The following is a 12,155-nucleotide window of genomic DNA, read 5'->3' as shown; positions in this document are numbered from 1 at the left end:
CTATCTTGGTGCGAATATGAGGTTGCAATCCGCGCATGACCCCGAGCCTCCGGTTCGGAAAGGATCATGCGCAAAACCAAAGTGCTACAGCGTCCCTTGCGCGTCCGATGGACGCGCGGCGCTGTAGGAGCGAGCCGGCAAGGCTGAGGAGATCACATGGACACCCACACCTACCCTGTAACTCGCACCGACGCCGAATGGCGCGCCCGGCTGACGCCCGAGCAGTATGCCGTCATGCGCGGTCACGGCACCGAGCGGCCGGGAAGCTGCGCTTTGCTCTACGAGAAGCGCGCCGGCACCTTTTCCTGCGCCGGCTGCGACCAGCCTTTGTTCGAATCCAAGCTGAAGTTCGAGAGCGGCACCGGCTGGCCGAGCTTCAACGACCCGGTGCCGGGCTCGGTCGAAAACACCGTCGACCGCAGCTACGGCATGGTTCGCACCGAATGCCATTGCGCCCGCTGCGGCAGCCATCTCGGCCATGTCTTCGAGGACGGCCCGCCGCCGACCGGCCTGCGCTATTGCATCAACGGCGTGGCGCTGAAATTCGAGCCCTCGGCCTGAGCCATCCGGGTTCGACACTATGAAAGGGCGGCATCTGTCGCCCTTTTCGTTTAAATATCCGTCGCCCCCCTCTGGGCAGACGATCAGACCACGATCATCGCCACCAGCCACAGCGTGGCGCCCAGCGTCATCATCCAGGCCTTGGCCCCGGGAATCTTTTCGGTGGTCCGCCACACCGCCAAGGTCAGGAACAGGCTGTAGGGCACCGACGCGAAATGCACTGCCAGCACAAGCCCGAGCGGCAACTTCAATCCGAGCAAGACGAGCGCCAGCACCGATGCGACGATGCTGACCGCGGTGCCGACGAGGACAAGGTCGCGCCAGAACAGCCGGTCGAGCGGCACCTGGCCTTGCCAGCGTGAGCGGAAAAAGGAGCCGATACCTTCTGGCAACACCGGATATCTATCCCTGCCCCAGGACTTCGGTTACCGCACGCTCGAAGCGCGAACATTCGGTCACCAGCCAGTCGGCCATGGCTGGCCAGTTGTCCTCGGCATAGCAGTTCACCCGCCACATCGAATTGATGCCGAGGCCCTCGCAACTCTGTTCCGGCCTGAGCTTCAGCCTGTCTTCGATTTCACGCTGAAACGGCTTCAGCCGCGACCAGGCTTGCGTGGCGCCGAACTTCTCGTTGCGACCGAAGAAGACGCCGACCTGATTCTGCGCCGGCGCGACATACATGGAAAGGACCAAGGCGAAGTCGGGCAGCCCGCGCTGCCAGAACCAGGGTCCGCGCCGCGCCATCAGAGCCCTTTCTTCCGGATGCCGCTCAGCGAACAGCGTCCAGAAGCCGCGCTGGCGGAATTCAGAGGCGCGGCGGGCGCCGAAGTCGAATTCGCTCATGGCTTAAACCGTATCTCCGGCAACCGTGTCGGTGCCGGGGCCGGCTGATCTTACACCATGCCGAGTGCGGCCTTATACAGATCGAGGATGGTTTCCTCTTCCTGCCGCTCGGCCTGGTCCTTCTTGCGCAGCCGGATGATCGTGCGCATCGCCTTGGTGTCGAACCCAGTGCCCTTGGCCTCGGCGAACACTTCCTTGATATCGTCAGAAATGGTTTTCTTCTCTTCCTCGAGCCGCTCTATGCGCTCGATGAAGGCACGCAGCTGGCCGGCGGCAACAGTCTGGCTGGTATCGGTGATATCGTCGGCCATATTTTTCTCCAAAAGCATCGGCTCCGCGACTCGCGGACGACTGCGGCAAAATTTGAGCCGGTTCGATGCCCGACCGGCGGCGGCGGGTCAAGCCGTTATCGACCAAGCCACGCGGGCTGCCGCCAGAAGCCGACAACCGGTCCGTTTTGCGAACTCTAATTGAAAGCGATCAGCAGATCCTTGGCATCGATCTGGTCGCCCGCCTTGACCAGCACCTCGGCAACGGTGCCGTCGCGCTCGGCATGCAGCGCCGTCTCCATCTTCATCGCTTCGATGGAAAGCAGCACGTCACCGGCCTTCACAGCCTGGCCGGCAGCCACCGAAAGCGCCGAGACGACGCCCGGCATCGGTGCGCCGACATGCGCCTCGTTGCCGGGTTCGGCCTTGCGGCGGGCTTTGGCGGCGGACGCGCCATGCGCCCGGTCGGGCACCTTGACACGACGCGGCTGGCCGTTGAGCTCGAAGAACACGGTGACCATGCCCTTTTCGTCGACATCGCCGATGGCAAGGCATCGGACCACCAGCGTCTTGCCCTTCTCGATGTCGACGAAGATCTCGTCTTCCGGCTTCATGCCGTAGAAATAGGTCGGCGTCGGCAGGACGCTGACCGGCCCATAGGTTTCCTGCGCTCCGGCGAAATCCGTAAACACCTTTGGATACATCAGCCACGAGGCGAATTCGAACTCCGATAGCTTGCGCTCGAGCTTCTCCTCGATTTCCTTGCGGTTGGCCTTTAGGTCGGCTGGCTTGAGCAGTGAGCCGGGCCGCACCGTGATCGGCTTGTCGCCCTTCAGCGCCTTCCCCTGCAGCGCCGCCGGCCACCCGCCTGGCGACTGGCCAAGGTCGCCGCGCAGCATCGAGACGACCGAATCCGGGAATGCGATATCCTTGTCCGGGTTTTCGACATCGGCAACGGTGAGATCCTGGCTGACCATCATCAATGCCATGTCGCCGACGACCTTGGAGGACGGCGTCACCTTGACGATGTCGCCGAACATCAGATTGACGTCGTGATAGGTCTGCGCCACCTCGTGCCAGCGCGTCTCCAGTCCGAGCGAGCGCGCCTGTTCCTTCAAATTGGTGAACTGCCCGCCCGGCATCTCGTGCAGATAGACTTCCGAAGCTGGCCCCTTGAGGTCGCTTTCAAAGGCGGCGTACTGGTTGCGCACCGCTTCCCAGTAGAACGAGATTTTCCTGATCCATTGCGGGTCGAGACCGGGGTCGCGTTCTGTGCCCTTCAGCGCCTCGACGAGCGAGCCAAGGCATGGCTGCGAGGTGTTGCCGGAGAAAGCATCCATCGCCGCGTCTATGGCGTCGACGCCGCTTTCCACCGCCGCCAGCACCGTCGCCGCCGACAGGCCCGACGTGTCGTGGGTGTGGAAATGGATCGGCAGGTCGGTCGCCTCGCGCAGCGCCTTGAACAGCACGCGTGCCGCCGCCGGCTTCAGCAGTCCGGCCATGTCCTTGACAGCAATGATGTGGGCGCCGGCCGCCTGCAATTCCTTGGCCAGGCCGACATAGTATTTGAGGTCGTATTTCGCCCGCGCCGGATCGAGGATGTCGCCGGTGTAGCAGATCGCCGCTTCGATCAGCTTACCCTCGGCGCCGACCGCATCCATGGCGACGCGCATATTGTCGACCCAGTTCAGGCAATCGAAGACCCGGAACAGGTCGATGCCCCCGCTTGCTGCCTGCTTGACGAAATGCTGCACGACATTGTCGGGATAGTTGGTGTAGCCGACGCCATTGGCGCCGCGCAGTAGCATCTGCAACAGCAGATTGGGCGCCGCCTCGCGCACCAGCGACAGCCGCTCCCACGGATCCTCGGTGAGGAAGCGCATGGCGACATCGAAGGTGGCGCCGCCCCAGCATTCCAGCGATAGAAGCTGCGGCAAGGCACGCGCATAGGTACCGGCGATGCCGGCAATGTCATGCGTTCGCACACGCGTGGCGAGCAACGACTGGTGGCCATCGCGCATCGTCGTGTCCGTGACCAGCACTTGCCTCTGATCGCGCATCCAGGCGGCGAACTTCTCCGGCCCGAGCACATCCAGCTTCTGCTTGCTGCCGCCGGGCACATTGCCGTTGAGGTAAGGCACCACGGGTGCGGCCGCATCGGCCTTCGGCTGCGGCCGGCCGCGCGTCTCGGGATGGCCGTTGACGCTGACGTCGGCGAGATAGTTGATGAGCTTGGTGGCGCGGTCCTGGCGCTTGACCTGCTGGAACAGTTCCGGCGTCGTGTCGATGAACTTGGTCGTGTAGGAATTGTCGGCGAAGCTCGGGTGGTTGATGATCGCTTCGAGGAAGGTCAGATTGGTGGCGACGCCGCGGATGCGGAACTCGCGCAGCGCCCGGTTCATGCGGGCGATCGTCTCGGCCGGCGTCGGCGCCCACGCCGTCACCTTCTCCAGCAGCGGATCGTAGAAGCGGGTGATGACAGCGCCCGAATAGGCGGTGCCGCCATCGAGGCGGATGCCGAAGCCTGTTGCGCCGCGATAGGCGGTAATGCGTCCGTAATCGGGGATGAAATTGTGCTCGGGGTCTTCCGTGGTGATGCGGCACTGCAGCGCGTGGCCGTTCAGCCTTATGTCCTTCTGCGCCGGCACGCCTGATTCCGGTGTGCCGATGGCAAAGCCGTCGAGGATATGGATCTGCGCCTTGACGATATCGATGCCGGTCACCTGCTCGGTGACGGTGTGCTCGACCTGGATGCGCGGGTTGACCTCGATGAAATAGAATTTGCCGGTGTCGGCATCCTGCAGGAACTCGACCGTGCCGGCGCCGATATAACTGGTCTCGCGGGCGATCTTCAGCGCATGGCCGCAAAGCTCCTCGCGCTGCGACATTTCGAGATAGGGCGCCGGCGCCCGCTCGACGACCTTCTGGTTGCGGCGCTGGATCGAACAGTCGCGCTCGAACAGGTGCACCGCATTGCCATGGGTGTCGCCCAGCACCTGCACCTCGACATGGCGCGCGCGTTCGATCAGCTTTTCGAGATAGACCTCGTCCTTGCCGAAGGCGGCTTTCGCCTCACGCTTGCCTTCGGTGACTTCACGGGCAAGGTCGGCTTCGGCGCGGATGGCGCGCATGCCGCGGCCGCCGCCACCCCATGATGCCTTCAGCATCACGGGATAGCCGATTCCCTTGGCCAGTTTCTTGACCGCCTCCATGTCATCCGGCAACGGATCGGTGGCGGGGATCACCGGCACCCCGACCTCGATGGCGAGATTGCGCGCCGCGACCTTGTTGCCGAGCCGCCGCATTGTGTCCGGCTTCGGCCCGATGAAGGTAATGCCGGCTTCGGCACAGGCGTCGGCGAATTCGGGACTTTCCGACAACAGGCCGTAGCCGGGATGAATAGCATCGGCACCCGACAGCCTGGCGACGCGGATCACCTCCTCGATCGACAGATAGCTTTCGATCGGCCCCATGTCCCGGGTCAGATGCGGTCCGCGCCCGACCTGGTAGCTCTCGTCGGCCTTGAAGCGATGCAGGGAGTATTTGTCTTCTTCGGCCCAGATCGCCACGGTTTTGAGGCCGAGTTCGTTGGCCGCGCGAAAGACGCGAATGGCGATTTCGGACCGGTTGGCGACGAGGATCTTCGTGATGGCCAAGGACTGGGCTCCAGCAACGGAAGGAAGAGAAATCGGCGCAATGATTAGCGTGAAAATGCTGCAGTGCAAACAAATTTGACGCGCATTTAAACCGATTGAAATGGAATCATTGCGCCAGAGGCCATCGCATTCATCCAAACAGCCAGAAAAAGCGCCGGCTCTGCCGTGACGCACGATCATTCCCGGCTAAGGGACCCGGCTCCATCGGTCGCCCCCTGAATGGCAAAAGAAAATGCCCGGCGCGAGGCGCCGGGCATCCGCAAACGGTCTGGAGACTGACGGGGCTTACATCTTCTGGATGTAGGTGTACTTGCCGTCGTCGCCCTTCTTCCATTCGTACATCACGTAGCCGGGCAGCGTCGGGTCGCCCTTGGCGTCATAGGACAGATCGCCGAGCACGGTCTTGAACGGGCCGTTTTCATGCAGCGCCTTGGCAACTGCCTGCGGGTCGTTCGACTTGGCAGCGGTCGCTGCCTCGGCGATAGCCTGTACTGCGGCGTAGGAGTAGAGCGTATAGGCTTCCGGTTCGAAACCCTGCGCGCGGAACTTCTCGACGAGTTCCTTGTTGGCGGGGATCAGGCGCGGATCCGGACCGAACGTGTTGAGCGTGCCTGCAACAGCGTCGCCCGCGATCGAAGCCAGTTCGTTCGACACGATGCCGTCGCCGGAAATCAGTGTCGCCTTGAGGCCCTGGTCGGCCGCCTGGCGGATGATCAGGCCTGCTTCGGTGTGCAGGCCGCCCCAGTAGATGATCGAAACGCCGGCTTCCTTCATCTTGGCGATCAGCGCCGAGAAGTCCTTGTCGCCGACATTGATGCCTTCATACATGACTTCCGTCAGGCCCTTGGCATTCATTGCCTTCTTGGTTTCGTCGGCAAGACCCTGGCCATAGGTGGTCTTGTCGTGGATGACGGCGATCTTGGCGTCCTTGAAGTTCGCGGCGAGATAAGCACCGGCAATGCTACCCTGCTGGTCATCGCGTCCGCAGGTGCGGAACACATTCCACAGGCCGCGCTCGGTGAACTGCGGGTTGGTCGCGGCCGGCGTCACTTCGACAATGCCGTTTTCCGCATAGACTTCCGAAGCCGGAATCGAAACGCCCGAGTTGAAGTGGCCGACCACGAACTTGACGCCGTCGCCGACGAACTTGTTCGCAACCGAGATGCCCTGCTTCGGATCGGAGACGTCGTCGCCGACTTCGAGCTTGATCTGCTCGCCGTTGATGCCGCCCTTGGCATTGATGTCGGCGACGGCCGCTTCCGCACCCTTCTGAAGCTGTGCGCCGAAGGCCGCGTTCGGACCGGTGATCGGACCGGCGACGCCGAACATGACGTCAGCCCACGCGTTGCCGCCGAACGCGACCAGCGCGGTCAGGGCGACGGCGGACAAAAGTGACTTTTTCATTTAAACGCTCCCATTTACGGAGTGGGCGTGGATGAAGCTTTCATGCGATGCCCACCCTTATCGCAGAAAGCATAGTTTGCCGATTTTCAGGCACTTGTCACGCCGATTCAATTTCGAGACGGCGTTAATGATGAACGTCAGCCTTTCGGTTTCCAGCTCAAGAGTGAAGCTCTTTCGTAGAGCCAATTATACTGTGTCACCATCTGGTTGGTGCGCGTGTATTGATAGCCGACGAAGCCGAGGATCATCAGCACGATGGTGTCGACGACATAATAGTGCAGCGAGAACATGGTGCCGCCGAACAGCGCGTGATGGATGAAGCGGATCGCGATGCCGAGGCCCAGCATATAGGCGAACAGCTGGATGAAGCTGCGCCACGTCTGAGCACTGGCCTTGCCGGTCATCCACGCCGCCCAGCCGCCGAGCAGACAGGTGACGAAGAAGAACTGCCAGATCGAGGGTTCCTCGTAAAGAATGCCCTGCATGGTGAAGTCTCCTTAGCATGATCCCGAAAAGTTGCGGACTTTCCGGACAAGATCATGCGACAAACAAACAATCTGGAGCGGAATGGCGAATGCACGCATTCCGCTCCGAACTCAGTGGTGTCCGCCTTCGAGATAGGCGGCGCGCACTTCCGGATTGGCGAGCAGCTCCTTGCCGGTGCCGCTCATCGTCACATTGCCGTTGACCATGACGTAGCCGCGCGTGGCGAGCTTGAGCGCGCCGAAGGCGTTCTGCTCGACCAGGAACACGGTCAGCCCCTGGGTGCGGTTCAGTTCGCGGATGGCGTCGAAGATCTGCTTGACGATCAGCGGCGCGAGACCCAGCGACGGCTCGTCGAGCAAAAGCAGCTTCGGTCGTGCCATCAGCGCGCGTCCGATCGACAGCATCTGCTGCTCACCGCCCGACAGCGTGCCGCCGCGCTGGGTGATGCGCTCTTTCAAACGCGGGAACAGCGTGAACACCTTCTCGACGTCCTCGTCATAATGCTTGAGGTTGTCGAGGCTGGCGCCCATCTGCAGGTTTTCCATCACCGTCATGCGCGGAAAGATCCGCCGGCCCTCGGGCGACTGGGCAATGCGCATGCGCGCGATCTCGTGCGTCGGCATCTGGGTTATGTCGGTGCCGGCAAAGGTGATGGTGCCGGCGCGAGCCCGCGGCGCGCCGAAAATGGTCATCATCAGCGTCGACTTGCCGGCGCCATTGGCACCGATCAGCGCCACGATCTCACCTTCCTTCACAGTGACATCGACGCCGTTCAAGGCTCGGATGTTGCCGTAGTAAGTCTGCACGCCCTTGATATCGAGCAGCGTTGTCGCGGCCATCACTTGCCCCCTCCACGCTTGCCCGCCACGGGCTTGGCAGCGGTCTTGCTCGCGGTCTTTCCGGAGGCTGCCTTTGCAGTCTTTGCGGAAGCATGGCTTGTCGCCACCTTGCCCGCATCGACGCGGCGCGAGAATTCCGTGTCCTTGCCTTGGCCGAGCAACCTGGCCTGTTTGACCCATTCCTCGCGCGCGATACGTCCGTCAAAGGCGAGATAGGCTTCGGCGGCCTCGACGTCGGCCTTTTTCCAGGCGCCGATCTGGTCGAAGTGGAAGATGCCGTGATCGTTGAGCTTCTTCTCGTTGACCGTACCGATGCCCTTGATGCGGGTCAAATTATCGGCCTTGCCGCCGCGAGGCGCCGCCAGCCGATTGGAGATCTCTCCAGCCTTCGCCGTGGCCTTGACTGCCGGCTTGGCCGACGCGGTCGACTTCGCCGCCGTGCCGGTTGCCGCCTTTGAAGCCGCTTTCGGAGCAGGCTTTGCCTTCGCCGCCGGTACGGCTGCCAGCGAGGCTGCCTTGTTTGCCGCGGCGAGCGACCTGGCGTCGACCTGACCGGCCTTTGACGCTCCCTTGGCCACCGTAACCCGCTCGCCCGAACTGTGGCCGACCGTGTCGGTCACCGGCCCGGCGAGATAGGACGACGATGTTCCCGGACCATGCGCGGCATCCGGCCCTGTATCCAGCTGTTCAATGACATCTTCGTCGCCGACTTCGGTAAGGACGGCTTCGACTTCTTCGTCGTCGACGCCGAGATAGGCGGCGATGACGCGCGGATCTGTGCGCACGGACTGCGGGCTGCCGTCGGAAATCTTGCGGCCATACTCCAGCACCACGACATGGTCGGAGATTTGCATGACCACCGACATGTCGTGCTCGATCAACAGGATCGAGGTGCCAGATGTGTTCTTGATGTCGATCAGCAGCTCGTTGAGCGCCGCCGATTCCTTCGGATTGAGGCCGGCCGCCGGTTCATCGAGGCACAGAAGCTCGGGTCCCGTGCACATGGCGCGAGCGATTTCGAGACGGCGCTGCGCGCCATAGGGCAGGTCGCCGGCCGGGTCGTCGGCACGGTCGACAAGATCGGCCTTTTCCAGCCAATGCTTGGCGAGCTCCACCGATTCGGCCGAGGCCTTGCGATAGCCGCTGAAGCCGAACAGGCCAAGCACCGTGTAGCCCGATGCCTTCATCAGTTTGTTGTGCTGGGCGACCAGCAGGTTCTCCAGCAGGGTCATGCCGGAGAACAGGCGGATGTTCTGGAAGGTGCGCGCCACCTTGGCGCGCGCCGGGATTTCATGGTTGGGCAGCCGCTCGAGTAGGAAGGTCGAACCATCGTTCCGGTTGAGCGTGATCATGCCTTCCGAGGGCTTGTAGAAGCCGGTGATGCAGTTGAACACCGTGGTCTTGCCGGCGCCATTGGGGCCGATCAGCGCGGTGATCTCGCCGCGCTTGGCGGCGAAAGACAGATCGCCGATGGCCACCAGACCACCGAACTTCATCGACAGATGATCGACCTGCAGGATAGCGTCGTTCGTGCCCGAAGTGGCTTTCTGAACAGGGTTCGCATTCATCAGCCGTGTCCCTCCTTGGTGAAGGAGCTTGAGACAGCCTTTCGCTCCTTGAGGAAGGCGGTTGGTTCACGACTGCCGACGAAGCCGCGCGGCTTCCACAGCATGACGATGACCATGGCCATGCCGAACAGAAGCATGCGGTAGAGTTCCGGTGTGAAGTCCGGTCCGAAGACCTGCTTGAGGAAGTCGAGTTCGCGCAACGCCTCGGTACCTCCGATCATCACCATTGCGGCGACCGCGATGCCGACCAGCGAGCCCATGCCACCGAGAACGACGATGGCCAGGATGATGGCCGATTCCAGGAAGACGAAGGATTCCGGGCTGACGAAGCCCTGCCGCGCGGCGAAGAACGCGCCGGCGAAGCCGCCGAACATCGCACCCGTGGCAAAGGCTGTAAGCTTCGTAGTGGTGGTGTTGATGCCGAGCGAACGGCAGGCGATCTCGTCCTCCCGCAACGCTTCCCAGGCACGGCCGACCGGCATGCGCCGCAGCCGGATGGTAACGAAGGCTGTCAGCAGCGCCAGCGCCAGGATCAGGTAATAGAGGAAGATCTTGTAGTAGGCGCTCGATGTCGCGAGATGCAGCACCTTGGCGATGTAATTGGGGTCCGACACGTTGAAGGTCATCAGGCCGAAGAAGGTGACCTTCGGAATGCCGGAAATACCGGCCGAACCGTTGGTGACCTCACGCCAGTTGATCAGGACCAGGCGGATGATCTCACCGAAAGCCAAGGTGACGATCGCCAGATAGTCGCCACGCAGGCGCAGCACCGGAAAACCGAGCAGCACGCCCCAGAAGGCGGCCATGGCGCCGGCGGCCGGCAAAAGGATCCAGAACGACAGGCCGTATTGCGTGCCGAGCAGCGCATAGGCATAGGCGCCGACCGCGTAGAAAGCGACATAACCGAGGTCGAGCAGGCCGGCGAGGCCGACGACAATGTTCAGGCCCCAGGCCAGCATCACATAGATCAGGATCTGGATGCCGAAATTGTCGACCCATTTCAGCGAACCTTGCAGACCGCCGACGAACGACCAGGACATCAGCGACAGGATCGCCACTACCAGGATCGGATAGAGGATCAGCGCGGCAATGCCGAGTTTGGTGAAGTTAGCATGGATGAAGCCCCGGAAATAATAGATCACGCAGGCCAGCACATAGATGACTGCCAGGGCGCGCAGGAACTGCAGATAGCCCGCCGGCTCGGCTCCCACCCATCCGACGAGAGAGCTGTTGACCGCAAACAACACCACCGCCGCGACCAAGGCCACGATGAAGGCCGGCAACTGGAAGAAGCGTGACGCCACGCTGGCCGGCAGCAGGCCGGTGGCGACGTCGGTGATCTTCTGGTTGGCGAGGAAGGGCTGGCCATAAGCGACATAGAGGAAGCGCCCGACAGCCGTGGCGATCACCACGGCGGCAAGCAGGCCCCAGCGTGTCGTCAGGACCAGTTCATTGGAAATGTTCTGGCCGGTCTTCAGGCCGATGAACAGCACGAACAGGCCGAACGATATGGCAGCGGCATAAAGTGCCTCGCGCAACGCGCGCTGCATGGGGGTGGCGACGGTGTCGCGCTCCGGAGATACGGTGACGGCCATAGTCTCAGACCTTTTCGACTTCTGGCCGGCCCAATATGCCGGAAGGCAGGAAGATCAGCACGATGGCCAGGATCGAGAACGCCGCGACGTCCTTGTAGTCGATCGAGAAATAGGCCGACCACATGCTCTCGATGAAGCCGATCATCAGCCCGCCGACCACCGCCCCAGGCAGCGAACCAATGCCGCCCAGCACCGCCGCCGTGAAGGCCTTCACGCCCGGCGTGAAGCCATCCGAGAAGGCAATGACGCCGTAATACATCAGGAACAAAGTGCCGGCGACTGCGGCGAGGGCCGCACCCATGATGAAGGTGATCGAGATGGTACGGTCGACATCGATGCCGAGCAGCGCCGCCATCTTGCGGTCCTGCTCACAGGCCCGTTGCGCTCGCCCGAGCGAGGTCTTGTTGACCAGATACCAGAACAGCGCCAGCAGCAGCGCCGTGACGACGACGATGATGATCTGCTTCAGCGACACGCTGATGCCGTTGATGTTGTAAACCTGGCTGACCATCGGCGGGATCGGCTTGTTGCGTGGACCCTGCGTCACCTGGACGAAGTTCGACAGCGCGATCGACATGCCGATGGCAGTGATCAGCGGGGCCAGTCGGAACGAACCGCGCAACGGCCGGTAGGCGACCTTTTCGATCGTCCAGTTATAGAGGCTGGTGAGCAGCATCGCCACGATCATCATGATCAGCAGCGCCAGCACAACCGGCACCGAATAGAACAGCGCGCCAAGGGCGAGGAAGACGATCAGTGCCGTGAAGGCACCCACCATGAAGATGTCGCCATGGGCGAAATTGATCATGCCGATGATGCCGTAGACCATCGTGTAGCCGATCGCGATCAACCCATAGATCGATCCCAGCGTCAGCCCGTTGATAAGCTGCTGGACAAAGTACTGCATGTGTACATGGCTCCCCTGGAATGTCGC

Annotated in this window: 11 protein-coding genes; 1 reads left to right on the top strand and 10 read right to left on the bottom strand. The window is 62.2% G+C overall.

Features of this window, described 5'->3' with window-relative positions; genetic code table 11:
- Positions 1-156 precede the first annotated feature (156 nt).
- Complete coding sequence (msrB, locus tag NKI69_RS27960) at positions 157-561, top strand: peptide-methionine (R)-S-oxide reductase MsrB (RefSeq protein WP_127270383.1); 405 nt, start codon at positions 157-159, stop codon at positions 559-561.
- Between the two features lie 83 nt (positions 562-644).
- Here the strand turns inward: msrB and NKI69_RS27955 are convergent, their stop codons facing one another.
- The 10 genes from NKI69_RS27955 to NKI69_RS27910 form a co-directional block, all read right to left on the bottom strand.
- Complete coding sequence (locus NKI69_RS27955) at positions 645-956, bottom strand: hypothetical protein (protein ID WP_127296219.1); 312 nt, start codon at positions 954-956, stop codon at positions 645-647.
- A gap of 7 nt (positions 957-963) precedes the next feature.
- Positions 964-1,404, bottom strand: coding sequence for a hypothetical protein (locus tag NKI69_RS27950; RefSeq protein ID WP_127296220.1), 441 nt, complete (start codon positions 1,402-1,404; stop codon positions 964-966).
- A gap of 50 nt (positions 1,405-1,454) precedes the next feature.
- Positions 1,455-1,715: a DUF2312 domain-containing protein gene (locus NKI69_RS27945; RefSeq protein WP_013529099.1), complete on the bottom strand. Its 261-nt coding sequence runs from the start codon at positions 1,713-1,715 to the stop codon at positions 1,455-1,457.
- Between the two features lie 155 nt (positions 1,716-1,870).
- The gene (gene pyc / locus NKI69_RS27940) at positions 1,871-5,329 is read right to left on the bottom strand and encodes a pyruvate carboxylase (protein ID WP_352722977.1); all 3,459 of its coding nucleotides are present in this window, start codon (positions 5,327-5,329) and stop codon (positions 1,871-1,873) included.
- Positions 5,330-5,614: 285 nt separating this feature from the next.
- The gene (locus NKI69_RS27935; RefSeq protein ID WP_023811805.1) at positions 5,615-6,733 is read right to left on the bottom strand and encodes a branched-chain amino acid ABC transporter substrate-binding protein; all 1,119 of its coding nucleotides are present in this window, start codon (positions 6,731-6,733) and stop codon (positions 5,615-5,617) included.
- A 137-nt stretch (positions 6,734-6,870) separates the two neighbouring features.
- Positions 6,871-7,218 (bottom strand): DUF6867 family protein, encoded by a 348-nt coding sequence (locus NKI69_RS27930; protein ID WP_023811804.1) that lies wholly within the window; start codon positions 7,216-7,218, stop codon positions 6,871-6,873.
- 111 nt (positions 7,219-7,329) lie between these two features.
- On the bottom strand, positions 7,330-8,058 hold the full coding sequence (locus tag NKI69_RS27925; protein ID WP_127296224.1) for an ABC transporter ATP-binding protein: 729 nt from the start codon (positions 8,056-8,058) through the stop codon (positions 7,330-7,332).
- Complete coding sequence (locus NKI69_RS27920) at positions 8,058-9,626, bottom strand: ATP-binding cassette domain-containing protein (protein WP_352722976.1); 1,569 nt, start codon at positions 9,624-9,626, stop codon at positions 8,058-8,060. Before NKI69_RS27920 ends, NKI69_RS27925 begins: the two co-directional genes overlap by 1 nt.
- The gene (gene livM / locus NKI69_RS27915) at positions 9,626-11,221 is read right to left on the bottom strand and encodes a high-affinity branched-chain amino acid ABC transporter permease LivM (RefSeq protein WP_023811802.1); all 1,596 of its coding nucleotides are present in this window, start codon (positions 11,219-11,221) and stop codon (positions 9,626-9,628) included. The genes NKI69_RS27920 and livM overlap by 1 nt, the downstream gene beginning before the upstream one ends.
- Positions 11,222-11,225: 4 nt before the next feature.
- Entirely contained in the window at positions 11,226-12,128 is a 903-nt protein-coding gene (locus NKI69_RS27910; RefSeq protein WP_013529092.1) for a branched-chain amino acid ABC transporter permease, read from the bottom strand.
- Between the last annotated feature and the right edge of the window lie 27 nt (positions 12,129-12,155).

This window comes from Mesorhizobium sp. M0491, assembly GCF_040321265.1.
Lineage (GTDB): Bacteria > Pseudomonadota > Alphaproteobacteria > Rhizobiales > Rhizobiaceae > Mesorhizobium.
The sequence above is the reverse complement of the archived record's forward strand: the minus strand, read 5'-3'. Positions and strand labels throughout refer to the sequence as shown.

Excerpts from the sequence above, each read along its gene's own strand:
- NKI69_RS27910 (WP_013529092.1), bottom strand. The coding sequence starts at position 12,128 with ATGCAGTACTTTGTCCAGCAGCTTATCAACGGGCTGACGCTGGGATCG.
- livM (WP_023811802.1), bottom strand. The coding sequence starts at position 11,221 with ATGGCCGTCACCGTATCTCCGGAGCGCGACACCGTCGCCACCCCCATG.
- NKI69_RS27950 (WP_127296220.1), bottom strand. The coding sequence starts at position 1,404 with ATGAGCGAATTCGACTTCGGCGCCCGCCGCGCCTCTGAATTCCGCCAG.
- NKI69_RS27920 (WP_352722976.1), bottom strand. The coding sequence starts at position 9,626 with ATGAATGCGAACCCTGTTCAGAAAGCCACTTCGGGCACGAACGACGCT.
- msrB (WP_127270383.1), top strand. The coding sequence starts at position 157 with ATGGACACCCACACCTACCCTGTAACTCGCACCGACGCCGAATGGCGC.
- NKI69_RS27925 (WP_127296224.1), bottom strand. The coding sequence starts at position 8,058 with ATGGCCGCGACAACGCTGCTCGATATCAAGGGCGTGCAGACTTACTAC.
- NKI69_RS27935 (WP_023811805.1), bottom strand. The coding sequence starts at position 6,733 with ATGAAAAAGTCACTTTTGTCCGCCGTCGCCCTGACCGCGCTGGTCGCG.
- NKI69_RS27930 (WP_023811804.1), bottom strand. The coding sequence starts at position 7,218 with ATGCAGGGCATTCTTTACGAGGAACCCTCGATCTGGCAGTTCTTCTTC.
- NKI69_RS27945 (WP_013529099.1), bottom strand. The coding sequence starts at position 1,715 with ATGGCCGACGATATCACCGATACCAGCCAGACTGTTGCCGCCGGCCAG.